Genomic DNA, 26,896 nt, shown 5'->3' on the forward strand with positions numbered 1-26,896 from the left:
TCTTCCCTAGAGCTGCAAGCCGTTCTTGATCGTGCTGCGCGCGACCAGCATGCGGTGGATTTCGGAGGTGCCGTCATAGATGCGGGTGACGCGGGCATCGCGATACATGCGCTCCAGCGGCAGGTCCTTGCTGAAACCCATGCCGCCGAACACCTGGATAGCGCGATCCACGACGCGGCCCTGCATCTCGGAGGCCGCAACCTTGATCATCGAGACCTTGTCGCGCGCATCCCGCCCCTGATCGATGTCCCAGGCGGCATTCATCACCATCATCTTGACGCCGAATATCTCCGTGGCGGAATCGGCGATCAGCTTCTGCACCATCTGGAAATCCCCGATGGCCTGGCCGAACTGGCGCCGCTCGCCGGCATGCTTGCGCATCATCTCGAGCGCACGCTGCGCCATGCCGACGGCGCGGGCGCCGATATGGGCAAGGCGGATCTGCAGTACGCTCTGCATGATCAGCTTGAAGCCGCCGCCGACCTCGCCGAGCACGGCCGCTTTCGGGATACGGCAGTCCTCGAAGGTCAACTCGGCATGGCCGTAGCCGCGATGGCCCATCATCGGCTGGGTCCGCGCAACCTTGAAGCCGGACGTGCCGCGGTCGACCAGGAACAGCGTGATGCCGCCCCGCGCACGCTTCTCCTTGTCGGTCAGCGCCATCAGGATCACGTAGTCGGCGATGTCGCCGTCACTGATGAAATGCTTGGTGCCATTGAGCACCCACTCGTCGCCATCGAGATGAGCGGTCGTGTTGATCGATGCCGCGTCGGAGCCGGCCCCCGGCTCGGTGATCGCCATGGCGCAGATCTTGTCGCCCTTGACCGTCGGCAGAAGGTAACGTTCCACCTGGTCGCCCTTGCACGCCATCAGCATCGGATAGACCTGGCCGAACACACGGCGGATCAACGCATCGGAGGTCTTGCCGAATTCTTCCTCGACGAGACAATGCTCGACACAGGACAGCCCGCCACCGCCGACATCCGCCGGCATGTTCATTGCGTAAAGGCCGAGCTTCTGCGCCTTGGCCTTGGTGACCGCCAGCACATCGGCCGGCACCGTTGCCGTCCGCTCCACCTCGTCCTCGAGCGGCTGCACCTCCGTCTCGACGAACCGGCGGACGGTATCGACCAGGAGGCGGGTATCCTCAGGGACTGAAAAGTCGATCATCGCGCCGCTCCCACCGCCTTGCCAGCAATCATCGCGTCAATGTCGGCAGCGCCGTAGCCGATCTCGCCGAGCACTTCGCGGGTCTGCGCACCTAGCCGCTGCGGCACCAGCCGCACCTCCGGCGTCCGGCCGTCATAGCGCGCGGGATGCGCGACCATGCGGATTGGCGCGCCCCCTGCACTTTCGGCGGTCTTGAACACACCGAGATGGTTGAGCTGGGGATCGGTCTCGAGGTCGCGATAGTCCTGCACGGGCGCGTGCCAGACCCGCGCGGCTTCGAGCACCGGCAGCCATTCCGCGGTCGGCTTCTGCTTCAGCCGCGCCGCGACGATGCCCGTAATCTCCTCGCGCTTCGAAAAGCTGTCGGCGTCGCCAAACTGCTGCAAGGCATCGCTGGCAAGCGCTATTGCCAATGCCTTGGGCGAAGCCATGGAGATCGCGAGATGACCGTCGGCGGTCGCGTGAATGCCGTACGGCCCGGGGCTGAACCAGGCCGCAATACCGGCCGGACCGCGCGAGGTCGGCGACGGCGCGCCGTTGAGCCAGGCGGTCAGCGGTTCGACCTGGAGATCGAGGGCGGCCTGATAGAGGTTGACCTCGACGAGCTGCCCCTTCCCGGTCCTGGTCCTGGCGAACAGCGCCGCCAGAATGCTCATGGCATAGAGCGAGGCGGCATGCTGGTCGACGATCACCGCGCCAACCGCCGTCGGCTCGCCGTCGGCGCGTCCGGTTCGCATCGCAAGACCCGACATCGCCTGAAGCAGGAGATCCTGGCCCGGGCGCTCCTTGTAGGGCCCATCCGATCCGAACCCGGTCGCGACGGCGTAGATTAGGCCAGGGTTGATTGCTTTCAACGTGTCGTAGCCGAGGCCAAGCTTGGCCATGGTGCCCGGCCGGAAATTCTCCATCACCACATCGGAGGTGGCGACCAGCTTCTTCACCGCGGCAATGCCATCGGGATGCTTGAGATCGACGGCCAGGCTGCGCTTGTTGCGCCCGGTGGCAAGGTGATTGACGCTGTCGCCGGCGACAAAATGGTTCGCAACCGCCCAGTTGCGCTGAAACGCGCCCTCGATCGGCTCGACCGCGATGACGTCGGCGCCGAGGTCGGCAAGCGTCTGCGCGGCCAACGGGCCCGCGAGGTAATGATTGAAACTCAGTACTTTGACGCCGTCGAGCAGGTTCATCCGTTCACACCCAATTTAAGCAGCCGCGATTGGCGTGCCGCGCCACGCCAGATCGAACGTCTTGACCAGGGCGCGGGCGGCGGCGTCCTGCGCAGCCGGCAGCGGCAGCCGTGGCGGACGCGGATTGCCGACCGCAAGACCCATATGACCGAGCAACGCCTTGCTGCCGGCGACATAGGCCTGGCCGCCCACGAATTCGATCAGCGGCAGGTATTTCAGATAGAGCTCCCGCGCCTGCTTGATCGCGCCATCATCGGCAACGAGGCTGAAGATGCGCGCCATTGCGGCGGGCGCCACGTTGGAGGCGACCGCCACCCACCCCTGTGCGCCTTCGACGAACGACTCGAAGCCGAGGATGCCGCCGAACACCGTCATCCGGTCGCCGCAGAGCCGGATGATGTCGCGCACGCGCGTCACCTCAAGCGTCGACTCCTTGATGTAGAGACAATTGTCGATCTCGGAGATGCGCGCCACGAGCGGTGGCTTCAGGTCGACATTGGCGGTTGCCGGGTTGTTGTAGACCATGATCGGTAGCGAGATCGCATCCGCAACCGTCTTGTAGTGATGGACGAGCTCGTCGTCGGTCGGGGTCGAGTAGAACGGCGGGATGATCATCACGCCGTCCGCGCCCAGTTTTTCGGCATGGCGACTGAGTCGCACCACCTCGCGCGTATCTTCCGCGCCGGTGCCGATCAGAACGGGCACGCGGCCTGCAGCCTGAGCAATGACGACCTCGGCGACCAGCGCCTTCTCATCGTCGTCGAGAGACAGGAACTCACCGGTCGAGCCGAGCGGGATCAACCCATGAATTCCTTCGGCGATCTGCCAATCGACGAAGGCGCGCAGTGACGCGACATCGATCTCGCCGGCCGGCGTAAACGGGGTGATCATGACGGTGTAGGTGCCGCGAAACTTCTTCATCAGGGAACTGCCGGGCGATCTGGTGAACTGGAAGAAAGACGGCGCCCTGCGGAATATCCGCAACCGTTATGCAATCGATTGCGTAACTGGCTCTGCATTGAGCAACACCATCCATATTTTGGGCTTGATCCTTGCGGGAATAGCCCATAGCGTTTCTGCAATCGTTTGCAGTCTATCGGCAGGTTTGATGAGCGTCACGCTCAAAGATGTGGCACAGGCGGCCCGCGTTTCAGTCAGCACCGCATCGCGCGCACTGACTGGAACCGGCCTGACCAGCGAGCGCACGCAGCAGCGCCTGACGCGCATCGCGCGCGAGCTCGGCTATCGGCCGAATCCGATCGCGCGCGGATTGAAGACCGGTCAGTCGCGGCTCGTCGCGCTCCTGGTCCACAATCTCACCAACGCCTCGTTCCAGGTGATGGCCGAAGTGATGCAGGCGCGCCTGAAGGCAGTGGGTTACCAGATGCTGCTGTGCATCGGCGGCGACGACGCGCAGCAGGAGAGCGACACGCTCACCACGCTGGTCGACCACCGTATCGACGGACTGATCGTCGTCCCCACCGGCAAGAACGGCGCGCAGCTCAAGGCCTTGGCAAAGGATGTCCCGATCGTCTGCCTGGTGCGGCGCGATGACGCGACCGACCTCGAGACCGTGCTCGCCGACGACCCGCAAGGCGCCTATCTCGGCACGCGCCATCTGATCGAGCTCGGGCACAAGCGCGTCGGGCTGATCGTCGGCCGCCAGGACACCACGTCGGGCCGCGAGCGGTTATCCGGCTATGTCCGCGCGCTGCGCGAGGCCGGCATCCCCGTCGACGACACATTGATTCATGCCGGCCATTTCGTGCCCGAGACCGGCGCGACGTCCTGCCGCAAGCTGCTCGACCTCCCTCGTCCGCCCAGCGCGATCTTCGTGGCCAATCACGAGGCCACGCTTGGCGTGCTGCGCGTCATCGCGGAGCGAAACATCGCGGTCCCCGACGATCTCTCGCTGCTCTGCTACGAGGACATGCCGTGGTTCGAATGGCACCGCCCCGCGATCAGCATCGTCGACAATGGCGCACGCGATCTCGCCAACCTCGCTGTCGACCGGCTGCTGCAGCGCATGGATGCGAAGAGCACCGGCAATGATGGCGTTCGCGAATACCGCGTCGGCGCTCGCCTCGTGCAGCGCGACTCCTGTCGTCGGATCGAAGTCGCCAGCACTAGGGCCGGCAAGCCCAAGCCGTCAACCGCCAAGCCGTCAGCCGCCAAGTCCCCGTCCAAATCGTCTGCGGCCAAATCCGCGAAGGTCTGACCGATGCCCTATGTCGAAGTGCTCGCCCCGCAAGTTCCGCCGCAACGCAAGGCCGCTCTGGCGAGGTCCGTGACCGACGGCCTGATGTCGGCGTTCGGCGTCGGCGCGGACACGGTCACGCTCTACTTCCTCCCGATCTCGCCTGATGACTACGCGCATGCCGGCACGATGGCGGCTCAGGACGGCGGCCAGCGCATCCTGCTCAAGGTGCACGCATTCCGCCGCAGCGAAGCCGAGCGCCGCGCCGCCGCCATCGCCCTGACCCGCGGCGTGTGCAACGCCTATGGCGTGCCGGGCGACGATGTCGCGGTCTACTTCATCGATCGCGACAAGAGCGAAGTCGCCCACGATTCCAAGCTTGCCAGCGACTGATGGGACCGCACGCCATGGATCGCTTCTATAACCAAGACCAGAAAGCGCTGCGCGAGACCGCCCGCCGTTTCGCGGAGGCCGAGATCCTGCCGCGCGCGGCCGCGATCGACCGCGAGGACCGCTTCGACCGCGCGCTATACAAGGGCATGGCCGATCTCGGCCTGTTCGGCATTTGCCTGCGCGAAGGCGCGGGCGGCGCCGGCCTCGACGCGGTCGCGGCCTGCATCGCGATGGAGGAGCTGGCGCGCTGCTCCGGCGCGGTCGCCAATGCGTTTGCCATTCCCGTCGAAGCGGCATTGTTCTTCGACCATCACGGCACCGACGCGCACAAGGCGCTGATCCCACAAATCCTGAGCGGCGACATCATCCCCGCCACCGCCGTCTCCGAGCCGGATCACGGCTCCGACGTCGCGGGCATCCGCACCCATGCGGTGCGTGATGGCAATGGGTGGCGGCTGAACGGCACCAAGGCCTGGGTGACGCTCGGCGGCGTCGCCGACCGCATCATGGTGTTCGCGCGCACCGGCGCGGACGCAGGCCATCGCGCCATCTCCTGCCTCCTCGTCGACGGTGCCCTGCCCGGCATCACACGCGGCAGGAACGAGGAGCTTCTCGGCATGCACGGCCTCGACGACTGCCAGATCACGTTTTCCGACGTGCAGCTGCCGGCCGACAGCGTGATGGGCCCCGAGAACCAGGCCTTCAAGATGGCGATGAGCAATTTCAACTTCAGCCGGCTGATGATGGCTTCGATGGCGCTGGGCATGGCCCAGGCCGCCTTCGAGGACGCCACGGCGTACGCCCGCGACCGCAAGCAGTTCGGCCAGGCCATCATCGGCTTCCAGGCGGTGCAGTTCATGCTCGCGGACATGTCGACCGACATCGCCGCTGCGCGGCTTCTGATCCACCACGCCGCACGCCTGCATGATGCCGGCGACCCGATCGCCAAGGAAGCCGCGCAGGCAAAACTGTTCACGACCGATATGGCGATGAAGCACGTCTCCAACGCGCTCCAGATCCACGGCGGTAACGGCTATTCGCGCGAATACCGCATCGAGCGCATCTTCCGCGATGTGCGCCTTGCCCAGATCTACGAGGGCACCAACCAGATCCAGCGGCTCATCATCGCCCGCCAGATCGAGAAGGACGCCGCATGATGCGGAGCAAGCGCACATGCTGAGTATCATCACCGCTGCAGAGGCCGCGGGTCTCATCCGTGACACCGACACGCTGATCGTCGGCGGCAATGGCGGTACCGGCGTCGCCGAATCCATCCTCGGCGCGCTGGAGCAGCGCTTCCTCGACGGCCAGGGTCCGCACAATCTGACGCTGATCAACATCACCGGCGTCGGTGCGGTGACCGAGAAGGGACTGTGCCATCTTGCCCATGAAGGCATGATCGCACGCGTGATCGGCGGCAATTTCGGCCTCCAGGTGCCGTTCATGAGGCTGGTCCGCGACGAGTTGATCGACGCCTACAATTTTCCGCAAGGCGTCATGAGCCAGCTCTGCCGCGCCATGGCAGCGAAACATCCTGGCGTGCTCACCCATGTCGGCCTCGACACCTACATGGACCCGCGTCAGGACGGCGGCCGCATGAACAAGCGCACCAGAGCGCCGCTGGTCGATCTGCTCGAGCTGAACGGCCAGTCGTATTTGCTCTACCGCGTCCCCGCCCCGCCTGATGTCGCCGTCATCCGCGGCACCTCCGCCGACGAGGACGGCTATATCAGCATGGAGCACGAGGGCACGACGCGCGAGGATCTCTCGATCGCGCAAGCCGTGCACAATGCCGGCGGCACCGTGATTTGCCAGGTGAAGCGGATCGTGAAGCGCGGCTCGATCCATCCGCAGATGGTCAAGATCCCCGGATTCCTGATCGACCACGTCGTACTCGACCCCGAGCAGATGCAGACCTACGGCACCGTCTACGACCCGGCGCGCTGCGGCGATAGCCGCGTGCCGGAGGTGATGATCACGCCCGATCCACTTACCGAGCGCCGGGTGATCGCCCGCCGGGCCGCCTTCGAGCTGCGCCCGCGCGACGTCGTCAATCTCGGCGTCGGCATCTCCGCGATGATCCCAAACGTCGCGGCGGAAGAAGGCATTTCCGACCTGATCACGCTGACGGTGGAATCCGGCGTGGTCGGCGGCGTGCCCGGCCATGCGCGCGAATTCGGCACTGCCATCAATCCGCGCGTCATTCTCGACCAGGCCTATCAGTTCGACTTCTACGACGGCGGCGGGCTGTCCTGCGCCTTCCTCTCCTTCGCCGAGGTCGACGAGGTTGGCAACGTCAACGTCACCCGCTTCGGCGAACGCCGCGACGGCTCCGGCGGCTTCATCGACATTACCCAGAACGCACGGCGGCTGATCTTCAGCGGCACCATGACAGGCGGCAAGTTCGATGTCGGCGTCGAGAACGGCCGCCTCGCGATCCGGCGCGACGGCGCTTTCCGCAAATTCGTCCCGCACGTCGGCCAGATCAGCTTCAGCGCCTCGTTCGCTGCACAACGCGGCCAGCACGTCAGCTATGTGACCGAGCGCGCCGTGTTCGAGCTCGAGAACGGCAGCGTGACCCTGACCGAGATCGCACCGGGCGTTCGGCTGGAGGAGGACATCCTTGCGCATATGGGCTTCCGTCCGCGCATCAGCCCGCAACTGAAGGATATGGACCCGCGCATCTTCCGCTCGGGACCGATGGGGATCGCACAGAGTTTCAAGGCCCTGCCAGCGCGGCCGCGCAAGGTCGCCTGAGGGGACACGCATGGACGCCAGCGCCTCCATCAATCTCCGTTATGAGGACATTTCGCTCGGCGCCGAGTTCGAGACCGCCGTGCACATCGTGACGGAGGCTGATATCGCAACCTTTGCCGACGTCACCCGCGATCACCATCCGCTCCATGTCGATTCTGCTTATGCGCGCTCGCGCGGCTTTCCCGCCGTGATCGGCCATGGCCTGTTCGGCCTGTCGCTGATGGAGGGGTTGAAGTCGGAGCTGAAACTCTACGAGGAGACCTCGGTCGCCTCGCTCGGCTGGGACGAGGTGCGGTTCAAGGCGCCGATCGTCGCCGGCGACGCCTTGCGCGTGCGCTTCCGCTTCGTCGAGAAGCGGCCGACCCGGAATCCCGAGCGCGGGATCGTCATCGAGACGCTCGACCTTCTCAATCAGCGCGACGAGGTGGTGACCGCGGCCCGCCACATCTCGCTGATCCTGACCCGGCAGGCCGATCGCGGCGCGACGGCCGCCAAATGACAACGAGGAAGACGTCGGACCGAAGACGGCTCAACTGCCACCATGATTTGACAGGAGTGTTCTGATGCGATTTCCAAAAACCTTCTCCGCCCTCACCCTTCTGATCGGCCTGTCCCAGGCGGCTGGCGCCCAGACCTGCACGCCAAAGGTGCCGGCATCGAGCCTGATCGAGGCGCCGAAATGGCAGATGTCGATCAACCCGACGCTGCCGCCGCAGCAATTCGTCGACGACAAGGGCGAGCTGCAGGGCCTCAATGTCGAGCTCGCCCGCGAGATCGCCAAGCGCATCTGCGTCGAGGCGGTGTTCCTGCGCATGGACTTCCCGCCGATGATCCCGGCGTTGCGCTCGGGCCGCTTCGATGCCATCAACACCGGCCTGTTCTGGACCGAGGAGCGCTCCAAGATGTTCTACCTCGTTCCTTACGCGCAGCAGGCGATCAGCATCTATACCGATCCATCCTCCAGCCTGAAGCTGGAAAAGTTCGAGGATCTGGCCGGACGCGTGGTGGGCGTGGAATCGGCGACCTACACGGAACGCAAGGCACGCGAATTCAACACCGAGATGGTCGCCAAGGGCCTCAAGCCGATCGAGCTCCGCACCTTCACCACCGTCACCGCGACTTCTGCGGCGTTACGCGCCGGTCAGCTCGAGGCCGCGCTAAACATCAACGAAACCGCCAACGCGCTCGAGCAGAAGGGCATCGCCAAGATCTGGGTCCGCGACATCGCCGGCACCGACATCACCTTCGCCTTCCGTGACAAGCTGCTCGCGCAGGCTTTCGCGGACGCGCTGACGGCGACCCGCGCCGACGGCACCTATGACAAGCTGTTCGATAAATTCGGCATGACCAAGCTCAAGGCCACCACTTTTGCCATCCGTGGCGAGGGGCCCACCAATTGATCCCCGCGCTTCGTGCGCATAGCCAACGAGGACGAACCGATCGTCTGTGCGGCGAATGGACTTGCGAAGACCTATCGTGGCAACGACTGTTCAGCTCGGAGGCCGAGGTCGCAGCCGCGAAGAATGTGGGCTTCGAAATCCGGCGCGGCGAGACGCTCGGCCTGGTTGGAGAGTCCGGCTCAGGCTAGAGCACGATCGGCCGGCTGGTGATACGTCTCACCGACGCCGATGCGGCTATGCCTTCGGGACGCCGCCCCCACGGCCTCGGAGAAATCCAGTACGCCGATGCGGACCACGCCCGTTCAAACTCCACGTTCCTCGCGTGGTTCGCTGACGGCGTGAAGCTGCGTGCCCCAACGCGAAGGGCCGGAAACGGCTGTTAGCGAGGGCCAACACGAGGCAAACGCCGCCGCGTTTTCCTACAACTGCACCCCACGCGTGAGTGCGCCATCGACAACGAGGTTCGTCCCGGTGATGAAGCTGGCCGCGCGGCTGGCGAGAAACACTACGGCGTTGGCCATTTCCTGTGGCGTACCCATCCGCCCCGTTGGGTTGAGTGCCAGCGCCGTCTTGTAGAGCTCGGGATTGTTGTCCTTGATCATGTTCCAGACCCCGCCGTCGAAATAGGTATTGCCTGGGGAAACCGAGTTGGCGCGGATATTCTTCCCCGCGAGCTGATTGGCGAGTCCCTGGGTGTAGTGGATGATCGCTGCCTTGAAGGTGCCGTAGGGACCGGCGGCGAAATCGACCTCGCGCCCTGAGACGCTCGATATGGTGACGATCGCGCCAGCCGCGCTCTTCTCAAGATAGGGCATGGACGCATTCACCAGCCGGACCGTGCCCATCATGTCGGTCGAGAATTCCTTCTCCCAGCTTTCGTCGTCCTGCCCGATCGCAAGCGCGCTGACATTGGCGACGACGACGTCGATGCCGCCGAGCTTTGCCGCCATATCCCCGACCCAGGCCTTCAGTACGGCCGCGTCGGCAACGTCGACGGCGCCGCCATAGGCCGCGACGCCCCTGGTCTTGAGTGCGGCGACCGTGCTCTCGACCTCGGCCAGATTGCGGGAGCACACCCCGACATCAGCGCCTTCGGCAGCGAATGTCTCGGCGATCGCGCGGCCGATTCCCTTGGTGCTTCCCGTGACGAGTACCTTGGCTCCCTTGAGTCCCAGATCCATGGCCAAATTCCTTTTCTTGGTTCAGTAGTTGGTCGCAGCCGCCTTGACCAGTCCACGATAGCTGTGCGGCATGCGCATCGACACCAGATCCTTTCGCCGCACCACGTTGGTGGGATAGACGCTGTCAAGATTGGTAGTGTCGACCAGCGCGGTAGCAAGGCCCGTACCGCCTGCCGCGATTGCCTCCCGGCGCGGAAAGGAAAACGTGTCAGGACCGAAGACGCCGCTCAGCCCGGGATAGCCGCGTTCGGGATCGACAATATTGGCGAAGGCGAAGAACAGGTTGTTTTCGCCGGCGCGAACGCGGAAATGATGCCAGTGATGCGGATCGGGGCCGGTCGGAACCGGCTTTGGCTGTAGCACCTCCGTGCCGGTATGCGACGAACTGAAGCGTCCCTTGATCGCGGCGGGGCATGCGATGAGATCGCAGCCGCGCAGCGCCAGCACCCGGCCCGCTTCCGGGAAAGACGCATCGTGACCGATCAACAGTCCGATACGGCCAATCGGAGTGTCGACGACGGTCCAGCCATCGCCGGCGGTGGCCCAGCTTCGCTCGTCGGCCGCCAGATGCGTCTTGCGATAGACCGAGACGTCCCCATCCGGCGACACCAGGCAGGCGCTGTTGTAGAGGATATCGGCTGCGCGTTCGGCCAGGCCGCAGACGAGATAGAGACCCAGTTCCTCCGCGAGTTCCTCAAGGCGATTGGTCACGGGGCCCGGTATCGGCTGCGCCGATCTCGCGGGATCGCCGAGCCCTGTCACCGCGAGCTCCGGGAAGACGACGAGCTCAGCGCCGTCGGCGCGGGCCTTGCGCGCGAGTGCCGCGATCTCCTCGAGGTTCTGGTTGAAATCGTCGCCGGGTGCAAATTGCGCAACGCTGACCCGCGACGTTTTCCCGGCCGGCCACGGCTCGTGGCCGTAGAGACCGAAGAAGTCGCGCGGATTCCAGCTGAAGGTATCGGTGAGCAGCTCCGGATAGAGCTCCGGCCGCCGCTGTGCGAACACGGTCTCGCCGAGCACGCGGCGCGCGCGTGCGACGTCGAGATCGATCTCCGACAGCAGCACCCCATCGCCCTTATCGAGCACGGCCGCGACCTGCCCGTCCGGTGCGATCACGCAGCTGCCGCCGCTGAACTGCACCGTGCGTTCCAGCCCCCATCGATTGCTTTCGATGACGTAGCAGCCGTTCTCGAATGCCCGGCTGATCCAGTACGGCGCCGGCGTACGCTCCGCCAGCCAGTTCGAGATGTGGCAGATGACGTCCGCACCGCCGAGCGCCATCAGCCGCGCGGTCTCCACGAAATGGATGTCCATGCAGATCAGCAGCGCGATCCGCCCGATCGGCGTCTCGAACACCTGATTGTGCAGGTCGCCTGCCGCCGCCCATTTCGGCTCGGAAATGTAGGGATGCGTCTTGCGGTGTCGGCCGACAACGCCGGCCGGCCCGATCAGGACGGCCGTGTTGAAGTAGATCCCGTCCTCGTCGACCTCGGGCATGCCAACCACGATGTAGCAGTCGTGCTTGCGCGCCAGCGCGGCAAAACGATTTGTGGTCGGCCCGGGGATCGTCTCGACGAACGGCGCGACCTCGGCGCGGTCGAACCAGCAATAGCCGGTCGTTCCCATTTCCGGCGTGACGATGAGCCTTGCACCGGCCGCCGCCGCCTGCTCGCAGAGTTCGAGCAGGCGCGCAATGTTGCGCTCCTTCTCGAACATGGTCGGCTCGAACTGGACGGCGGCGACCTTATGAGTTCCTGACATGAGCTGACCGGCCCTCAAACCAGAAAGGACTTCTTGATGGAGGCGCCGAGCGTGTACTTTGGATCCACCATGTTGCCGACACGGACGCGTCCAGCCTGGGTCAGGAGCATGTAGGCGTCGATCTCGTCGAAGCCGTAGTCGGCCGCCATCCAGCGGCAGAGCTCGCGATAGGCGATGCGGGCTGCATCCTCCATCGGCCTCGCCGAGCCGATGGTCATGATGAAATCCTTGGTCTCGAGCCGCGGCCAGGCAATGGTCCACCCCTTGATCAGGTCGATCTGCACCGTCGTCACCGTCGGATGCTCGATGGCGACGCCGCAGAGCTCGCCGTCGCCTTGTGCCGCATGACAGTCGCCGAGATAGAGCAGTGCGCCCTTGGTGTTGACCGGCAGGTAGATGACGGCGCCTACGCCGACGTCGGGCAGGTCCATGTTGCCGCCGTAATAGTCCGGGACCAGCGACGAGATCGCCTCGATCTCCGGCGAGGTGCCTATGGTACCGATGAAGGGTTCATAGGGCAGCGTGATCTTGTCGTTCCACTTCGTGCCTGTCTTGGCGTCGATCACGAGCTTCTTGACGCGCTCGGGCAGCGCCGGATTGAGCAGCGCGGTCTGGCCGGTCGAGACCAGGCCGCCGAAATCCGGCATGACCACGGTGGTGCCGCACGGCTGCGGCCCACGCGGCACGATGCTCTCGATGTAGACCGCGAGCACGTCGCCCTTCTCGGCGCCGTTGACGTGGATCGGTCCGTTCTGCGGATTGAGGAAAGGGAAATTGAGGATATTCGACGGGCTGTCGGTCTCGTGCTTGATCGCGCCTTCGAACGCATCATGCGTCTCGGCGGAAACGACCGCGCCGGGATCGACGGTCAGCACAGGATTCACATAGGGGCCGTAGACGTAGTGGTACTTGCCCTGCTCGCTTTCGGTGATGGTGTACTGCTTGCCACGCTCGCCCCTGGCGACGCCTTTGCGTGCCATGATGGAATCGTTTTGCCAGGCCATTGCCGTTTCTCCTTGGTTGGGCGTCGTTTTTTCAAACTGCCAGATGGCGGCGCATCTCCGCCTCGTCGTCGAGCGCGGACCGGTCGAGACTTGCGACGATGCGCCCCTTGTCCATGACGTAGCAGCGCTGCGCCATGGCGCGGATCATGTCGAGATTCTGCTCGACCAGGATGATGGTCACGCCGGTCCTGCGGTTGAGCTCGACCATGTTGCGCGCGATGTCCTGGACGATGTTCGGCTGAATGCCCTCGGAGGGTTCGTCGAGCAGGATCAGATTGGGATCGGCGATCAGGACGCGTCCGATCGCGAGCTGCTGCTGCTGTCCTCCGGACATCGTACCGGCGCGCTGACTCCAGCGCTCTTCGAGGATCGGGAAAGCCTCGACGATCTTGCGCCGGCCCGCCTCGGGAATGCCGCCGCCCTTGATGGCGGCACCCACCGCGACATTCTCGCCGACGGTCAGACGCGGAAACACATCGCGCCCCTGCGGTACATACCCCATGCCGAGGCGCGCCCGCTTATGCGGCGGCAGCGATTCCACGGCTTCGCCGCGATAGACGATCGAGCCGCTCATCGACGGCACGAGCCCGATCAGGCTCTTCATCAGCGTCGACTTGCCGACGCCGTTGCGTCCGATGACGGCGACGATCTCGCCTTCCCGCACCTCGATCTCGAGGCCCTGGAGCACCGGCTTGCCGCCATAGCCGGCACGTAAGGCCAGCGTCGAGAGGATGACTTCCTTGCGCGGCATATCAAGCATGAGCCTGCCCCAGATAGATCGCCGCCACGCGCTCGTCGGCCACGATCTCGTCGATCGAGCCTTGCGCGAAGACCTGGCCGAGATGCAGCACGGTGACACGCTGGGCAACCTGGCGAACGAACGCCATGTCATGCTCGATCGCCAGCACGGTCATGCCGTCTGCATTGAGCCGCTGCACCATCTCGCCGGTCATGTGGGTCTCTTCCGGCGACATGCCGGCGGTCGGCTCGTCCAGCAGCAGCAGGCGCGGCTTCAGGCTGATCGCCATGCCGATCTCCAGCCATTGCTTCTGGCCGTGGCTGAGATTCCCCGCCCTCTGCGCCTGCTCGGATTCGAGGCCGAGGAAGCCAAGCAGCCTCACGATCTCGGCTTCGAGCTCGGCGCCGCGATGGTGGCTCTGGAGTGCAATCTCGAGGTTCTGGCGGACGGACAGGCCCTTGAAGACGCCCGGCACCTGGAACTTGACCGACAGGCCGCGGTGAATCCGCGCGAACGACTTCAGCGCCGTGATGTTCTCTCCGGCGAAGAGAATCTCGCCGCTGCCGGGATGGTGCTCGCCGAGAATGAGACGGAACAGCGTGCTCTTGCCGGCGCCGTTCGGCCCGATCAGGCAATGAATCTCGCCGGGCTCGAGCGAGAGATCTACCGCGTTGGTAACGTGCAGGCCGCCGAAGTGCTTGTTCAATTTGCGGAGCTCGAGCAACGACATCAGCCAGCCCTCCGCGTCAGGCGCGCGGCAAGCCGTCCGAGCCAGTTCATTGCGCCGAGCACCAAGCCGTTCGGGGCGATCAGGACAGTCAGCACCAGCAGCACGCCCATGAACACGAGCGCATATTGGCTGCCGTAGATCGTGAGCGCCTGGAATGCGGCAAGCACCGCCAGCGTGCCGACCACGGTCGAGGTCAGATCGCTGCGGCCGCCAACGGCGACCCAGATCAGCGGCAGCGCCGCCGCCGTCATGCCCATGCTCGACGGCGTGATGTACTGCCCCCACGCCGTATAGAGTACGCCCGATATCCCCGCGAGCGCGGCGCCGATGACGAAAGTGATGAGCTGATATTTGCGGATGTCATAGCCCAGCATCTCCGCCCTTTCAGGGTTCTCGCGGATCGCGACGATGACATTTCCGAACGACGAGTTCATCAGGATACGCAACGCGAGATAGACCAAGACAAGAAGGCCGAGCACGAAATAGTAGAGCCCGACATCGGCGAACAGCACGATCGGTTGGCCCGGCCAGGGGATGGTCAGAGGCGGCATCGCGCTCATGCCGTTGAAGCCGTTGAGCCGCGCGCTGCCGATGTGCCATTCCGGCCCAGCGGTCTGCGCCATGAAGCGCTCGAGCATCAATGTCACGGCGAGCGTGACGATGCCGAGGAAGACGCCGGCGATGCGGCCGAAGAACATGAAATAGCCGAGCAGGACAGCGAACAGCGCTGCAATCGCAATCGCGGCGACAAAGGCGACCAGCGTAAAGCCATAGGCCGCGCCGAAGTTAAGCGTCAGAACACCGTATCCGTAGCCCGCGATACCGAAGAACGCAGTCTGCCCGAAGGACAGCGAGCCGCCATAACCCCAAATCAGGCAAAGGCTCAGCGCGATGAACACCCAGACGAAGAAGTAGACGGTGTTGCCGACCGTATAGCCGTCGCTGAACAGCGGATAGGCAAGCCCGATCGCGAGCACGATTGCAAACAGGCTCCAGAAGGCCGGACCGCGACCGACGGTCTGCGGCCCTTCAAGACGGCGAAACAATGAAATGAAACCGGTCACGGCGCCATTACTCCGTCAGGTTCGTTCGCGCAGCACGAAGCCGGAGATGCCTTTCGGCAGAACCCGGACGACGATGATGACGGCAACCAGAAGGCCGATCTGGCCGAACAACTGCCCCTGCCAGGACGTCATCCCCGACTTCACGATCGCAAGCAGGCCGCCGGCGGGGGCCGTGCCGAGGAAGACGTCGGCACCGCCGATCACGACCGTGACGAAGGCCTCCATGATGAAGGTTGCGCCCATGGTCGGCACCAGCGTCATGGTCGGCGCGTAGAGCCCGCCGGCAAGGCCCGCCAGCCCTGCGCCGCAGGCGAAGGTGAGGCTGTAGATCAGGCGCGTATCGACGCCGAGGGCGGCCGCCATGTGCGGCACCTGGATGGTCGCCCGCGCCAGCACGCCGAAGCGCGTCCAGTTGAACAACGCATAGAGCGCGGCGAGTACGCCGAGTGCGGCACAGAACAGCACGATGCGGTAGATCGAATAGGAGTAGTCACCGACCTGGAAACTGCCGAACGGCGTACCGACACCCGCCATGGTCGAGCCGACCATGATCAGCGTGCCCTGCGTGGCGATCAGGCTGAGCCCCCAGGTGGCGACGATGGTGTCGAGCGGCCGGTCATAGAGATGGCGGATGACCGCGAGCTCGACCAGCACGCCGACCAGCGCGGACACGACCGTTCCCGCCAGAATCCCCAGCGGCAACGGCAGGCCGGCATGCACGGTCGCGGCGGTAACGTAGGCCCCGCACATGATGAACTCGCCATGGGCGAGATTGATCACGCCCATCATGCCGAAGATCACCGCGAGCCCGCAAGCTGACAGCACCAGGAACGCGAAGGCGTCACCAAATTGATAGAGCGCCGAAAAGACGTGGGTCGCGATGTCCATGAACCAACCAGTCTGAGGGAAGACGCAAAATTGCCGTCGCAGATGTCCGTGATCGCCCCGGCCCGCCGGCAACACCGCAGGCGTGCCGGGAGGGCCGGAGCGATCAGCCGCCGGGTCAGGGTTTCGGCGGCGGATTCGACGGCGTGTACTGCGCCATCGGATCTTTCTTGGTGAGATCGCAGCCGGCCTCACCCAGCCAGTACGGCTTGATGTCCTCCCAGGTCTTCGGGAAGGAGATCGAGTGATCGGCGCCGACCTTGGCGAGATAGATCGTGTGCGACATGTGCTGGCTCTTCGGGTCGATGCAGACCTTGCCTTCCGGCGCATCCATGCAGACGTCCCCCATCGCGATCACCTTGCGGATGTCCTCGCGCTTGGTCGACTTCGCCCGCTCCACCATCTGCTTGTAGAGATAGACGGCGAGATAGGAGTTCTCCGCCTCCTGGTTCACATAGGGCTCGCTCGGGAACTTGGCCTTGAACTTGGCGTAGAACTCCTTGCTCTTGGGCGAGTCGATCTCCTCGATGTAGTTGGTGGTGACGTACATGTCCTTCAGGCTCGGCGGCTTGAAGCGCTTGTGCTCGTAGCCCTGGCCGACGTTGACCGAGGACGCCATCGGCAGGTTGACGTTGGCGGAGGCCGCCTGTTCGTAATAGGAGGCCTGCGCGGTGCCGACCAGCAGCGTGACCACGAAGTCCGGCTTGGCCTTCTGGATGTTCTGGATGCTCTGCGAGAACTGCGACACGCCGAGCGGGATGAACTCCTCGCCGGCCATCTTGCCGCCGTTCTCCTTGACGATCTTGCGTACCCATTCCGCCGAGATCTGGCCGAAATTGTAGTCGGCGGCGAGCGTGTAGACGTTCTTGCCGTACTTCTCCATCATGTAGGGAATGAGCGTGGAGAACTGCTGCTCCGGCACGGCGCCGGTTACGATCATGTGGCCGTCGCAAACGCCGCCTTCGTACTGGTTGTTGTAGAAGGCGAAGCCGTTGAACTGATCGACGATCGGCCGATACGCTTCGCGCGAGGCCGAGGAAAATCCGGCGAACACGACGTCGACCTTGTCGCGCTGGAGCACGCGCCGCATGAACTCCTGGTAGCGGGTGTTGTCGGATTGCGTGTCGTAAGGAACGAGCTCGAGCGGCCGACCCATGATGCCGCCGGCCTTGTTGATCTCATCGGCTGCAAGCTGGATGGCGTGGACCTTGCCGATCGTGGCTGCGGCGAAGTCGCCGGACTGATCCTCCAGCACGCCCATCTTGATCGGGTTTTCCGCCGCGAGCGCCAGGCTTGACGCGAGGACAAGCGTCCCCGTGAGGGCTGCGGCGCGCAGCCCCCGCAATACAGACTTGCTCATTTTGCTTCTCCTAGATGGCTTGCTTGTTGCCGCCTTGCAGCGTGATGCCGGTCGTGCGGCCGGACGTGTCGGGCGGCTTCGCCCGCTTGCTCAGGAACTCCTCGCAGTAGAGTTCCATGTTCTGCCGCGCGCGCATGCTTTCGCGACGGAGCTGGGAATAGGCACCTTCCTCGTCGAGGCCGCCCCGCTGCATCAGCAGGATCACGGCCCGGATCACCGCGCGGCGGCCGCGGCGGCGCTCTTCGAGGTCCTGCAGGCGATCGTTCATTTCGGCGCGCAGCAGGAATTGGTTGATACCCATGAACAGGGATGTGTAGACCGCGCCGCCATGCACCGGCTTGCGCAGGAACGAGGTCGCACCAATATTGACGAGCGCCTTCAGACGACTTGGCGCCTCGACGCCGACGAGGCCGATCACCGGCACCGGCGGCAGCCGCGAGGCCGGGTTGACCTCGATGGCGACAGCGCCTTCGAGATCGCCGTCGACGAACAGGATGTCGCGGTCGGCCTGGAGGCTCGCAACGTCGATCTGCGCACGGCCGTCGATGATTTCAGGATATTCAGTGGAAACACCGAGCTTGGCGAGCGTCGTTTCGAGCGTGCTTTCCCATCCGCCTCGCCGTGTCACGACGATGGCGCGGCCGCCCTTGAAGTTCTGCAGCAATCGGGAGCTCATGATTACACCACCTTCAACAGCGGAGTGCGCATCGCGCTGGCAAAGCGCGGCGACGACTGGACGAGATAGGGATCGGGCGCGATCGGCTCGCGGGATTCCAGCAGCACCTCGAATTGCCCGTTGGCGGCCGAACGGCCGATCCGCGGCGTGAGCCAGGCGTGAAAGGTCTGCCGGTCGATGCGGACCTCGCCTTGCGGCGCACGCAGCCGTTGATCCGCCACGGCGGCGCGCACCGTGCGCGCGTCGTCGGTGCCGGCCTGCAGCAATGCCGCCGCGAGCAGCTTGACGGCGATGTAGGACGACTCCGCATCGGCCGACGAGACCGGTCCGGCCGGAAAGGACTTCGTGTAGGCATCGATGAAGGCGGTATTCTCAGGTGAATTCAGCGACGAGAAATAGACGCTCGACGAGAGGTGTCCGTCGACTGCATCGGGTCCGATCTCCGGCAATTCCGGTTCCGACAGCGTGCAGCTCGCAACGGGAATTTCGGCGGCCTGATCGATACCGCGCGCGCGGCAAGCGGCCCGGAATGCGCGGAAGAAGGCATAGGCGCTGGTGCCGATCAGATTGTTGAAGACGAAGTCCGGGCGCTGGTCGATGATCGCGGCAATGACCTGGTCGACCTCGGTATCGCCGACCGAAAGATAGCGCTCGGCGAGCACGGTGCCGCCGCGTGCAATCAGCGCCTCGCGGAAAATGCGGTTGTTCTCCCAGGCCCAGATGTAGTTGGAGCCGATGCAGAAGGCGCGCGAGCCGACCCGGGAGGCCAGATAATCGACGAGCGGCAACACGTGCTGGTTAGGGGCGGCACCGGTGTAGATGACGTTATCGGAGCTCTCGAAACCCTCGTAGTGCGAGGGATACCACAACAGCCCGTCGAACTTCTCAAAGCACGGGATCACCTCCTTGCGGCTCGACGAGGTGTAGCAGCCGACCACCTGACGGATGCCGGAACCGAGCAGCTCGAGGCTGAGCGAACGATAGCGCGCGAGGTCGCCGGACGGATTGACCACGACCGGCTCCAGCTCGATGTCGCCACCGCTCGCATTGACCCCCTGGAAGGCCAGCAACGCGCCATTGAGGATCGAGCGTGCGACGACGCTGTAGGAGCCCGTCGTCGAGAACATCACGCCAATTCGATACCGCTTCTGCGTCATCACTCGATCCAAAACAAAAAAAACGCCCGCCGGCTGTGAAGCCGAGGGCGCCCTCGCCGCCAACCGAACACGCGATAAAAGCGTGGCGTTGGAAATGGTTGAACTCACCGCGTTGATGGGCCGTCTTGCCCTACGCTTGCAGCATACGGTCGTTGAGATCGGATATTATGTCAAGCGCGTTGTTGCAGCGGAGATTGCCGCAATTCGTGCCGGCCTGTAGCAAAATTGTGCAAGGTGGTTCATGTCCGCAGAAAGGGCCTACCAAGGCGGCCGGCATGGCCCTTCCCTGACCTGATGACGCATTGACGCACACGTCGTTGTTGCCAGTCACGCAGGTCCGCCGAGGCGTGGAAGCGAAGATCTGGACTCATGCTCATCCCGCGAAAGCTCGGCGCTCGCGCGGCGACTAGACTAGCTTCCATTCCTTGCAGGAATTGCAGGACGACCTTACACGAAGGGAACCCAATGCCCTGTTGCGTGTCCTGAGGCTCCGGCAGCGACGCCGAGCGATTGCGGCACCGGCGTTAGCAGCAATCGCACTGTAATCGCAGCAATCGCTCTGGAGTCACGAGGCGGCAGGTCCGCTAGATCGTTGCGGTGTCATCCCCAGATCTGCCAAGGTCCCAACTTCCGACCGCCACGCTCGTGGCGATCGTCGATGCCCTGAAAGCGGTCGCCGGTGATCCGCCCAGGGAGCGCGCGAGCTTTGCCAAGGGCAGATGCGTGCGCGGCACCTATGTTCCGTCGGATCGGGCGGAGGAAATTACGAGATCCCGGAGCTTCACGAGACCATCGCGCGTGCTGGCGCGCTTCTCGGTCGGCAGCGGCGATCCCAATGTCGCGGATACCGACAACCTCGTGCTGCGCGGCTTGAGCCTCAGGCTCGGAGACATTCACCACCGCTCCGACATGCTTGCGCAAAGTGCTCCCGTGCATTTTGCGAAGACGCTCGACCAGATGCTGGCTTTCCTCGAGGCGCGCATTCCCGGACCAGACGGCAGTCCGGATATGGAGAGGGTCAAGGCATTCTCCGCCGCCAATCCCGAAACGCTGCATCAGGCCAGTTACATCGCCGCGCATCCGCTACCCCGGAGTTTTGCCGGCACGACCTACTGGGGCGTGCACTCATTTCCGGTGACGAATTCGTCGGGCGAAACGAGGTTCATCAAGTTCAAGGTCGCACCCGTCGGCGTAGAGGTTGCGCCGGCGAAGAGCGAAGTCACGGCGAAGTCTGCCAATTTCCTGCACGACGACCTGGAGCGCCGGGTCACCAGCGGCGACGTCCGCTTCAGCGTGATGGCGCTGCTCGATCGTCCCGGCGATCCCACCATGGACGTGACCATCCGATGGCCCGACGAGGACAATCGCGAAGAGGTTCGGCTGGGGACGATCGTGATCACTGGCCTCGAGCCAGACGAAACGTGCGACGGCTCCGTCTTCAATCCGGCAAATCTCGCCGAAGGCGTTGCCCATCCGCCCGATGAGATCTTCGCGGCGCGCAGCGCCGCCTATGCCATCTCGCTGGCGAAGCGTCGTTGACCAGAGGACGGGTCTGGCATCCTCTGAATCACTTCTCGCTTTCCTTGATGTCCAGTGATTCGCGACGCCATGTTGCCGGACTAACGCCGACCTGCGCCGAAAACACTTTCGTAAAGTGGCTTTGGTTGGCAAATCCGACGGCGATCGCAATTTCGGACAGCGGCAGGTCCCGCACGCTCATCAACTGCATGGCCGCCTTCACGCGCTGGCGCAGCAGCCATTGGTGCGGCGGCAGGCCGGTGGAGATACGAAACGCGCGCGAAAAATAACTGACCGAGAGACCGAACTCGGCTGCAACCTGCTGCAGCGAAACTGTCCCGCCGAGATCGGAGTCGAGCTTTTCGCAAGCTCGCTTCAACTGCCATGGGGCAAGACCGCCGCGAACCGATCCGGTCACGCTCTGCAGCCCGCCATAGGCCTGGGCAATGTGCGCAGTGAATGCGAGCATCATGTGATCGATGAAGAGCTGGTTCGCCTCGGTCGGCCGATTGAGCCCTTCCAACAGCGCTGCTCCGATATGACGCATGATCTTGTCGTCATGGCCGAAGCCGAACTGACAGGCAAGATCGCCAACAGGCCGTGTACGGGATTCCTTGACGACGCCGTCGAGCACTGAACGCGGAAGATAAAACTGGAGGGAATGGAACGGCTTGTCGATAACGAACCCCGGATCACTCCTGAGGTCGTACAGATACGTCGTACCGGCCCTGACATCCGCTTTCATCACGCACTTGCCGTGATCCCAGAGCTCGCAGTCCGGGTAATTGTGAAGCTTCAGGCTGACGATATAGGCCTCATCGGCCACGGAGCCGGAACGGCCCGGCATGGGGCTATCATCCCGCGTCTCGGTGACCGCGAGTTCGATACCGCGCCGCGAACGCGTGATCAGCGAGGGCGGCGCATCCCTCAAGTGCAACTGCTGCCTGACCCTCTGTCCGAAGGTACCCGCCTGTGCCATATGGGTCGGCCTTGTCTGGAGTTGGAGCCGCCGGGGTCACCGAGCCCATGAAGTCGAGTTCATTATTGGAGATCGACAAGCAGCGGTCCAGCCTTGCTCACGGAATCGGCATCTGCGCCGATCGAGTTCGATCAGCTTTCGACCGAACGATTTTCTAAGCAATTCCAATGAGATTTGGCCCCTTCTGGCCTCGCCACAACCGGGCTGGGGGCCGGTTCCATCGTGCGTTTGTGAAATCCCGGCAGGGCTTTGTCCGGCGCATGCTCAGGCGGACTTGGCATCGAAACCCGCATCCACGAGGATTCTCGCAAGCTGCTTGCGCGCGTAAAAGATCCTGCTCTTCACGGTCGCCCGCGGAATGCCGATTATTCCGCTGACCTCGGCGACCGAATTTTCGCGATAGTAGAACAGGTCGATGATTTCCCGATGGACGGGGGAGAGCTTGTCGATGCATGCGCGCAGGATGCCCTCCGTATCCTTGCGGTCCAGGGCAACGTCCGGCGTATCCCGGACGTCGACGATTCCACACGCATCGACTTGATCGATATCATCATGCGTTCGCTCTCGCCACGAGCTGATGGCCTTGAACCGGGCGATCGAGAGCAGCCATGTAGAAACGCGCGCGCGACTTTCGAAGCGATTCGCGGAGCGCCACACATCGAGGAACACCTGACTGACGAGATCGTCGACGATCGCCGGATTGCGAACCCGGCGTCTAATGAATCGGGACACTCTTTCGCGGTAGCGAGCAAAAATGATGTGCATGGCCGCTTTGTCGCCCTCCGCAACGTTTTTCAGCAGCATTTCGTCGCAGGCATCTTCCTGCACAAAGCGGAGATCGATTGCCCGATTGCGTGACTCCCGTCCCGGAGCCGGTTCCGACTCCCCGGTTCGGCAAACGGCAAAAACAAGCTCGTCATGTATCACCGCGCTGGAGGGTCCTTGCAGCGATTTTGGCCCGTTGCCGGCCTTGCAAGGGCTCACGCCCAGGCGGGTCGGCGCGTGGCCGGATGAGGAGGTTCTCGACCGAGGTCGACGTAACCTTGCAGTTTCCCCTGGTTGCCGCCCCTCGGTGATGGACATCGCTCCCTCCGCTTGTTTTTGACGCGATAGCGGTGAGGATGCGTCGCGTGAAGCCGTTCGGGCTATCCTACGAGGGGCTCATCTTTCTAGTCCCCTGGTCTAGGATGTTCGGCCGGTCGGCAGACAAAGTGGGCTTGAGCCGTGAGCCCCGGTCCCGGTCAGGCGTCGCCTTCCGAGGCGCCGTGCAGCGCGTTCATCACATCCAGGTGCGCAGAGGCGCCTTGGAGCAGAATCTGACAAAACACGCCTGTTTCGGGAAAGACGGTGGTACGACGCAACCTTAAGACCCGTAAAATCCCGTGTAGCCGTTCCTTGAGCCGAGGCTTCAAGACCCTCTGTGAAAGGCACGGCGACAAACCGGGGGCGGGAAGCGATCAAGGGACCACGCCATGCTCGAGACTATCGCCGGCTCTCGTACCTTACATCCCCTACCTCGCTATCCCATGACCGTTGATGAAAAATCCACAAACCGTCCGCTTGTCGTGATCGTGGATGATGACGAAGAGGTCCGCTTCGCGCTTCGCGAACTGCTCCTGTCGGTTGGACTCGATGCGTGCTGCTTTGGATCAACGCAGGAGCTGCTGCATGCCGATCTTCCGGAGCGGCCTGGCTGTCTCATCCTCGACGTTCGCATGCCCGGAGCGAGTGGTCTCGATCTCCAGCAGCATCTCGTCGCGAACGGCCACACGCGGCCGATCGTTTTCCTGACAGGCCATGGCGATATCGCAATGACGGTGCAGGCGATGAAGGCGGGAGCCATCGACTTCCTGACCAAGCCTGTCAGGGATCAGGCGCTGCTCGATGCGGTCGCCGCGGCGATCGAGAAAGACATCGCGCAACGGGCGGCGGCCCATCACGTCAGGCAACACGTCGACCGCTACGCGACACTGACCCCTCGCGAACGCGAGGTGCTGCGCGAAGTGGTCAGGGGTCGCCTCAACAAGCAGATTGCATTCGATCTGGGCATCACCGAGATCACGGTCAAGCTGCATCGCGGCAACGCGATGCGGAAACTGCAGGCCGGATCGGTCGGCCAATTGATCCGGATCTGGGAATCGCTGCCTGCGGCACTTCAAGGGACGCAATCGGCCTACACCAAAGGATAGGTACAACCCGGCCGGCAATGGGCGGATGGTCGTCGGGCCATGCCAGCGAAAACGATCCGTTCGCCCAGACTGCCTGCCGTCGCGGTCGTAGATGACGACGAAGCTGTGCGCGAGGCGCTTTCCGATCTCCTCGTCGTGCTGGGATTCGCGTGCCAGACATTCGATCGGGCGGAAGCTTTCATGGCCGCGTACGCGCCACATCACTTCGACTGCCTGATTACCGATGTGAGCATGCCAGGCCGGAGCGGCCTCGAACTCCAGGAACGATTGCGGGAATTGGGCTCGTCAATGCCGGTCATCATCATCACCGCGGATGCAAGTCCGGCCACACGGGCACGCGCGCTCAGCGGCGGCGCTCTCGCCTGTTTGACGAAGCCGGTCAACGATGACGTCCTCTTGCACCATCTGCAGTCCACGCTGGACCGCGCAGGCCGTTCGCAAGGCGATGATCGCCAGGATACGCCGTCAGATGAGTAATCTGTTCCAACGTGCCGCAGGAAGTGACCACACTTTCCCCCATGCCATGGAGTTGGCCGATCTTGCCTCCGAAAGCGTCATCGTCAGTGACGTACACGGCGTCATCAAATACTGGAATGCTGCCTCCGAAGCTCTCTACGGCTGGCCTGCCATGGCGATGGTGGGGCAGCGCGTCCAGACGATCGGCTCCCTCGCCCACAGCGGTACCGATCATTTCAGCGCACTCCTGCGCGAAGGCCGGTGGGAGGGAGTGGCCCTCCGGCGCGGCCTGACCGGAGCGGACATCGTGGCTGCGGTGAGGCAAATCGTCCGCCGGGACACAGCGGGCGGTCTTCTCGATATTGTCGAGTTCGGCCGGAACGCAGGCTCGCTCTCTCAAGCGGCGTACCTGCGCATGGATGCCGAGCTGCAATCTTCTCTCGCCGCGTCCTGGGAGCTCGATACGTCGGCCGCGCACCATTTGCTCGATGCGATCGCCGAACATCGGCGCGGCGGCATCCCCGTCGATCTCGACCAGCACCCGGATTGGGTCGACGAGATGCTCAGCGCAACCCGCATCCTGGCCGTCAACAATCGGGCGGTCCGCATGTTCGGCGCGCATGCCGGCTACGAGCAGATGATAGGCAAATCCATCGGCGACTTCTGGCCGGCCGAGAGCCGCGCGTTGCTGGCCACTCTGATCGAGAGTGTCACGAGCGATCGCACGCGTCTCGAGATACGCAAGATGATCTTGAGCGGAAGCTTGCGCAATCCCGTCGTAAAGGCCTGGCATTCGGCGGAGCCAAAGCCGCCCGACACCGTCTTCGTGACGATCAACGGCGTGACGAATGATGACCGAACGACCTGGGAATTGCAGGCCAGCGAAGAGAGATACCGTCAGCTCGTTCAATATCTGCCGACCGCGCTCTGGCAGGTGGATTCCCGCCGCGCGGGCGAGGCCTTCGACCAATTGAAGTCAAACGGCGTCCGCGATATCGCCGGCCATCTCGAGCGCAATCCGGACCTCGTCGAACATGCCAAGGACGTCGTTCGCGTCACCGACGTCAATCGCGACGCCGTATCGCTGTTCCGCGCCCGCAACCCCGCCGATCTCATCAAACCGGTCCGGTATATTTTCGCCGCTGCTCCCGGGCTCGCCGAACGGGTCATGGTCGCGCATTTCGAAGGCCGCCGGAACCTGATCGAGGAAACCAGGATTCGCGCTTTCGACGGCTCGATCATCGACGTCCTGTTCACGGTGACCTATCCGGTGCCGCCCGAGCAGCTCGACAACACCTTCATCACCATGCAGGACATCAGCGAGCGATTAAACGCCGAACAGCAGCTGCGGAAACTGCAAGCCGACTTCTCGCATGCCGGGCGGATCGCAACGCTCGGCGAGCTCGCGACGTCGATTGCGCACGAGATCAACCAGCCGCTTGCGGCCATCGTGACCAATGGCGAGACCAGCCTGAGATGGCTCGCGCGCGCCGATCAAAACACGGAGAAGGTCACACAGCTCACCTCCCGAATCGTCTCGAATGCGCGGCGTGCCAGCGACATCATTCATCGCATCCGCGGCATGGCGGCGAAGCACGAACCGGAGATGCGCCTCATCGACTTGAACGAGGTGGCCGAAGAAGCGCTGTTGTTCATCCGCCACGACACCGATTCAAAGTCGATCGTCCTGTCGGCGGCCTTTGGCGCCGACCTCCCCAAGGTCCTTGGCGACCGGATTCAGTTGCAGCAGGTCATCATCAACCTGCTGGTCAACAGCGTCCAGGCGATCGTGCAGTCGGGCCAGCCGAAGCGCCGGATCGAGATTAAGACGTCGTTCGATGACGACGACTCGGTCGTGCTCTCCGTTGCCGACAATGGGCCGGGCATTCCCGCCGCGGGCTTGGCGCATGTCTTCGACAGTTTCTTCAGCACCAAGGACGCGGGGCTCGGCATCGGCCTTGCCATCTGTCAGTCGATCATCACCGCGCATGGCGGCCGCATCGCGGGCGCCAACCGTCCGAATGGCGGCGCGCATTTCCACTTCACTGTCCCGGTACCGAGGGTGCCCAGCCCAGAACCGGGGTAGGACATGT

General features: G+C 63.8%; 26 protein-coding genes. 11 read left to right on the plus strand and 15 right to left on the minus strand.

Going from position 1 to position 26,896, the window contains the following annotated elements:
- Nucleotides 1-6 precede the first annotated feature (6 nt).
- Genes OC450_RS07815 through dapA form a run of 3 tightly spaced genes read right to left on the minus strand, consistent with a single transcriptional unit; the run spans nucleotide 7 to nucleotide 3,281 of the window.
- Complete coding sequence (locus OC450_RS07815; protein ID WP_211383231.1) at nucleotides 7-1,170, minus strand: acyl-CoA dehydrogenase family protein; 1,164 nt, start codon at nucleotides 1,168-1,170, stop codon at nucleotides 7-9.
- Nucleotides 1,167-2,357, minus strand: coding sequence for a CaiB/BaiF CoA transferase family protein (locus OC450_RS07820; protein ID WP_262047601.1), 1,191 nt, complete (start codon nucleotides 2,355-2,357; stop codon nucleotides 1,167-1,169). The genes OC450_RS07815 and OC450_RS07820 overlap by 4 nt, the downstream gene beginning before the upstream one ends.
- A 15-nt stretch (nucleotides 2,358-2,372) precedes the next feature.
- Nucleotides 2,373-3,281: a 4-hydroxy-tetrahydrodipicolinate synthase gene (gene dapA / locus OC450_RS07825; protein ID WP_262047824.1), complete on the minus strand. Its 909-nt coding sequence runs from the start codon at nucleotides 3,279-3,281 to the stop codon at nucleotides 2,373-2,375.
- Between the two features lie 184 nt (nucleotides 3,282-3,465).
- On the opposite strand from dapA, the gene OC450_RS07830 reads away from it, so the two are divergent.
- The 6 genes from OC450_RS07830 to OC450_RS07855 all read left to right on the plus strand — a co-directional run bounded on the left by OC450_RS07830 (nucleotide 3,466) and on the right by OC450_RS07855 (nucleotide 9,104).
- Nucleotides 3,466-4,575, plus strand: a complete 1,110-nt coding sequence (locus tag OC450_RS07830; RefSeq protein WP_262047602.1) for a LacI family DNA-binding transcriptional regulator — start codon at nucleotides 3,466-3,468, stop codon at nucleotides 4,573-4,575.
- Nucleotides 4,576-4,578: 3 nt separating this feature from the next.
- Nucleotides 4,579-4,947, plus strand: coding sequence for a tautomerase family protein (locus tag OC450_RS07835; RefSeq protein WP_211383228.1), 369 nt, complete (start codon nucleotides 4,579-4,581; stop codon nucleotides 4,945-4,947).
- A 14-nt stretch (nucleotides 4,948-4,961) separates the two neighbouring features.
- On the plus strand, nucleotides 4,962-6,104 hold the full coding sequence (locus OC450_RS07840; RefSeq protein WP_256806226.1) for an acyl-CoA dehydrogenase family protein: 1,143 nt from the start codon (nucleotides 4,962-4,964) through the stop codon (nucleotides 6,102-6,104).
- A gap of 16 nt (nucleotides 6,105-6,120) precedes the next feature.
- On the plus strand, nucleotides 6,121-7,704 hold the full coding sequence (locus OC450_RS07845; RefSeq protein ID WP_211383226.1) for an acyl CoA:acetate/3-ketoacid CoA transferase: 1,584 nt from the start codon (nucleotides 6,121-6,123) through the stop codon (nucleotides 7,702-7,704).
- A gap of 10 nt (nucleotides 7,705-7,714) precedes the next feature.
- Complete coding sequence (locus OC450_RS07850; protein ID WP_262047603.1) at nucleotides 7,715-8,203, plus strand: MaoC family dehydratase; 489 nt, start codon at nucleotides 7,715-7,717, stop codon at nucleotides 8,201-8,203.
- A 64-nt stretch (nucleotides 8,204-8,267) separates the two neighbouring features.
- On the plus strand, nucleotides 8,268-9,104 hold the full coding sequence (locus OC450_RS07855) for an ABC transporter substrate-binding protein (protein ID WP_211383224.1): 837 nt from the start codon (nucleotides 8,268-8,270) through the stop codon (nucleotides 9,102-9,104).
- 419 nt (nucleotides 9,105-9,523) lie between these two features.
- Here the strand turns inward: OC450_RS07855 and OC450_RS07860 are convergent, their stop codons facing one another.
- The 10 genes from OC450_RS07860 to OC450_RS07905 form a co-directional block, all read right to left on the minus strand.
- Entirely contained in the window at nucleotides 9,524-10,285 is a 762-nt protein-coding gene (locus tag OC450_RS07860) for an SDR family NAD(P)-dependent oxidoreductase (RefSeq protein WP_211383223.1), read from the minus strand.
- Nucleotides 10,286-10,306: 21 nt separating this feature from the next.
- Nucleotides 10,307-12,046, minus strand: coding sequence for a nitrilase-related carbon-nitrogen hydrolase (locus tag OC450_RS07865; protein WP_262047604.1), 1,740 nt, complete (start codon nucleotides 12,044-12,046; stop codon nucleotides 10,307-10,309).
- Between the two features lie 14 nt (nucleotides 12,047-12,060).
- Nucleotides 12,061-13,050 (minus strand): acetamidase/formamidase family protein, encoded by a 990-nt coding sequence (locus tag OC450_RS07870; protein ID WP_211383221.1) that lies wholly within the window; start codon nucleotides 13,048-13,050, stop codon nucleotides 12,061-12,063.
- Between the two features lie 31 nt (nucleotides 13,051-13,081).
- On the minus strand, nucleotides 13,082-13,801 hold the full coding sequence (locus OC450_RS07875) for an ABC transporter ATP-binding protein (RefSeq protein ID WP_211383546.1): 720 nt from the start codon (nucleotides 13,799-13,801) through the stop codon (nucleotides 13,082-13,084).
- A 1-nt stretch (nucleotide 13,802) separates the two neighbouring features.
- On the minus strand, nucleotides 13,803-14,519 hold the full coding sequence (locus tag OC450_RS07880) for an ABC transporter ATP-binding protein (RefSeq protein ID WP_211383220.1): 717 nt from the start codon (nucleotides 14,517-14,519) through the stop codon (nucleotides 13,803-13,805).
- Entirely contained in the window at nucleotides 14,519-15,583 is a 1,065-nt protein-coding gene (locus OC450_RS07885) for a branched-chain amino acid ABC transporter permease (RefSeq protein ID WP_262047605.1), read from the minus strand. Before OC450_RS07885 ends, OC450_RS07880 begins: the two co-directional genes overlap by 1 nt.
- A 15-nt stretch (nucleotides 15,584-15,598) precedes the next feature.
- Nucleotides 15,599-16,471 carry an ABC transporter permease subunit gene (locus tag OC450_RS07890; protein WP_148741855.1) on the minus strand — a complete coding sequence of 291 codons (873 nt, stop codon included), beginning with the start codon at nucleotides 16,469-16,471 and terminating at the stop codon, nucleotides 15,599-15,601.
- Between the two features lie 115 nt (nucleotides 16,472-16,586).
- Nucleotides 16,587-17,828 (minus strand): urea ABC transporter substrate-binding protein, encoded by a 1,242-nt coding sequence (locus OC450_RS07895; protein ID WP_211383218.1) that lies wholly within the window; start codon nucleotides 17,826-17,828, stop codon nucleotides 16,587-16,589.
- A 10-nt stretch (nucleotides 17,829-17,838) separates the two neighbouring features.
- The gene (locus OC450_RS07900; protein WP_211383217.1) at nucleotides 17,839-18,504 is read right to left on the minus strand and encodes an ANTAR domain-containing response regulator; all 666 of its coding nucleotides are present in this window, start codon (nucleotides 18,502-18,504) and stop codon (nucleotides 17,839-17,841) included.
- Between the two features lie 2 nt (nucleotides 18,505-18,506).
- On the minus strand, nucleotides 18,507-19,661 hold the full coding sequence (locus OC450_RS07905; protein WP_256806230.1) for a transporter substrate-binding domain-containing protein: 1,155 nt from the start codon (nucleotides 19,659-19,661) through the stop codon (nucleotides 18,507-18,509).
- Nucleotides 19,662-19,755: 94 nt separating this feature from the next.
- Between OC450_RS07905 and OC450_RS07910 the strand changes: the two genes are divergently transcribed.
- Together OC450_RS07910 and OC450_RS07915 are read left to right on the plus strand one after the other, a co-directional pair.
- A complete protein-coding gene (locus tag OC450_RS07910; protein WP_256806231.1) occupies nucleotides 19,756-19,881 on the plus strand; it encodes a hypothetical protein in 126 nt (41 codons plus the stop codon).
- 377 nt (nucleotides 19,882-20,258) lie between these two features.
- Nucleotides 20,259-21,200 (plus strand): catalase family peroxidase, encoded by a 942-nt coding sequence (locus OC450_RS07915; protein ID WP_256806232.1) that lies wholly within the window; start codon nucleotides 20,259-20,261, stop codon nucleotides 21,198-21,200.
- 28 nt (nucleotides 21,201-21,228) lie between these two features.
- Here OC450_RS07915 and OC450_RS07920 read toward each other — a convergent pair whose 3' ends face one another.
- Nucleotides 21,229-22,158 carry a helix-turn-helix domain-containing protein gene (locus tag OC450_RS07920; RefSeq protein WP_262047606.1) on the minus strand — a complete coding sequence of 310 codons (930 nt, stop codon included), beginning with the start codon at nucleotides 22,156-22,158 and terminating at the stop codon, nucleotides 21,229-21,231.
- 264 nt (nucleotides 22,159-22,422) lie between these two features.
- Nucleotides 22,423-23,241: a sigma-70 family RNA polymerase sigma factor gene (locus OC450_RS07925; protein ID WP_262047607.1), complete on the minus strand. Its 819-nt coding sequence runs from the start codon at nucleotides 23,239-23,241 to the stop codon at nucleotides 22,423-22,425.
- 443 nt (nucleotides 23,242-23,684) lie between these two features.
- Between OC450_RS07925 and OC450_RS07930 the strand changes: the two genes are divergently transcribed.
- Genes OC450_RS07930 through OC450_RS07940 form a run of 3 tightly spaced genes read left to right on the plus strand, consistent with a single transcriptional unit; the run spans nucleotide 23,685 to nucleotide 26,889 of the window.
- Nucleotides 23,685-24,347, plus strand: coding sequence for a response regulator transcription factor (locus OC450_RS07930; protein ID WP_211383212.1), 663 nt, complete (start codon nucleotides 23,685-23,687; stop codon nucleotides 24,345-24,347).
- Between the two features lie 39 nt (nucleotides 24,348-24,386).
- Nucleotides 24,387-24,824, plus strand: a complete 438-nt coding sequence (locus OC450_RS07935; protein ID WP_211383211.1) for a response regulator transcription factor — start codon at nucleotides 24,387-24,389, stop codon at nucleotides 24,822-24,824.
- Nucleotides 24,817-26,889 (plus strand): ATP-binding protein, encoded by a 2,073-nt coding sequence (locus tag OC450_RS07940; protein WP_262047608.1) that lies wholly within the window; start codon nucleotides 24,817-24,819, stop codon nucleotides 26,887-26,889. The genes OC450_RS07935 and OC450_RS07940 overlap by 8 nt, the downstream gene beginning before the upstream one ends.
- Nucleotides 26,890-26,896 lie beyond the last annotated feature (7 nt).

The sequence above is a fragment of the Bradyrhizobium sp. Bra78 genome (assembly GCF_024519855.1).
GTDB lineage: Bacteria > Pseudomonadota > Alphaproteobacteria > Rhizobiales > Xanthobacteraceae > Bradyrhizobium > Bradyrhizobium japonicum_G.

What these genes read in the sequence shown, in the direction of transcription:
- OC450_RS07935 (WP_211383211.1), top strand. Translation starts at nt 24,387, where the DNA reads ATGCCAGCGAAAACGATCCGTTCGCCCAGACTGCCTGCCGTCGCGGTC.
- OC450_RS07925 (WP_262047607.1), bottom strand. Translation starts at nt 23,241, where the DNA reads ATGTCCATCACCGAGGGGCGGCAACCAGGGGAAACTGCAAGGTTACGT.
- OC450_RS07845 (WP_211383226.1), top strand. Translation starts at nt 6,121, where the DNA reads ATGCTGAGTATCATCACCGCTGCAGAGGCCGCGGGTCTCATCCGTGAC.
- OC450_RS07860 (WP_211383223.1), bottom strand. Translation starts at nt 10,285, where the DNA reads ATGGATCTGGGACTCAAGGGAGCCAAGGTACTCGTCACGGGAAGCACC.
- OC450_RS07840 (WP_256806226.1), top strand. Translation starts at nt 4,962, where the DNA reads ATGGATCGCTTCTATAACCAAGACCAGAAAGCGCTGCGCGAGACCGCC.
- OC450_RS07835 (WP_211383228.1), top strand. Translation starts at nt 4,579, where the DNA reads ATGCCCTATGTCGAAGTGCTCGCCCCGCAAGTTCCGCCGCAACGCAAG.
- OC450_RS07865 (WP_262047604.1), bottom strand. Translation starts at nt 12,046, where the DNA reads ATGTCAGGAACTCATAAGGTCGCCGCCGTCCAGTTCGAGCCGACCATG.
- OC450_RS07850 (WP_262047603.1), top strand. Translation starts at nt 7,715, where the DNA reads ATGGACGCCAGCGCCTCCATCAATCTCCGTTATGAGGACATTTCGCTC.
- OC450_RS07815 (WP_211383231.1), bottom strand. Translation starts at nt 1,170, where the DNA reads ATGATCGACTTTTCAGTCCCTGAGGATACCCGCCTCCTGGTCGATACC.
- OC450_RS07875 (WP_211383546.1), bottom strand. Translation starts at nt 13,801, where the DNA reads ATGCCGCGCAAGGAAGTCATCCTCTCGACGCTGGCCTTACGTGCCGGC.
- OC450_RS07910 (WP_256806231.1), top strand. Translation starts at nt 19,756, where the DNA reads ATGGTTGAACTCACCGCGTTGATGGGCCGTCTTGCCCTACGCTTGCAG.
- OC450_RS07855 (WP_211383224.1), top strand. Translation starts at nt 8,268, where the DNA reads ATGCGATTTCCAAAAACCTTCTCCGCCCTCACCCTTCTGATCGGCCTG.
- OC450_RS07830 (WP_262047602.1), top strand. Translation starts at nt 3,466, where the DNA reads ATGAGCGTCACGCTCAAAGATGTGGCACAGGCGGCCCGCGTTTCAGTC.
- OC450_RS07820 (WP_262047601.1), bottom strand. Translation starts at nt 2,357, where the DNA reads ATGAACCTGCTCGACGGCGTCAAAGTACTGAGTTTCAATCATTACCTC.
- OC450_RS07870 (WP_211383221.1), bottom strand. Translation starts at nt 13,050, where the DNA reads ATGGCCTGGCAAAACGATTCCATCATGGCACGCAAAGGCGTCGCCAGG.
- OC450_RS07920 (WP_262047606.1), bottom strand. Translation starts at nt 22,158, where the DNA reads ATGGCACAGGCGGGTACCTTCGGACAGAGGGTCAGGCAGCAGTTGCAC.
- OC450_RS07880 (WP_211383220.1), bottom strand. Translation starts at nt 14,519, where the DNA reads ATGTCGTTGCTCGAGCTCCGCAAATTGAACAAGCACTTCGGCGGCCTG.
- OC450_RS07895 (WP_211383218.1), bottom strand. Translation starts at nt 17,828, where the DNA reads ATGAGCAAGTCTGTATTGCGGGGGCTGCGCGCCGCAGCCCTCACGGGG.
- OC450_RS07900 (WP_211383217.1), bottom strand. Translation starts at nt 18,504, where the DNA reads ATGAGCTCCCGATTGCTGCAGAACTTCAAGGGCGGCCGCGCCATCGTC.
- OC450_RS07930 (WP_211383212.1), top strand. Translation starts at nt 23,685, where the DNA reads ATGACCGTTGATGAAAAATCCACAAACCGTCCGCTTGTCGTGATCGTG.
- OC450_RS07905 (WP_256806230.1), bottom strand. Translation starts at nt 19,661, where the DNA reads ATGACGCAGAAGCGGTATCGAATTGGCGTGATGTTCTCGACGACGGGC.
- OC450_RS07940 (WP_262047608.1), top strand. Translation starts at nt 24,817, where the DNA reads ATGAGTAATCTGTTCCAACGTGCCGCAGGAAGTGACCACACTTTCCCC.
- OC450_RS07890 (WP_148741855.1), bottom strand. Translation starts at nt 16,471, where the DNA reads ATGGACATCGCGACCCACGTCTTTTCGGCGCTCTATCAATTTGGTGAC.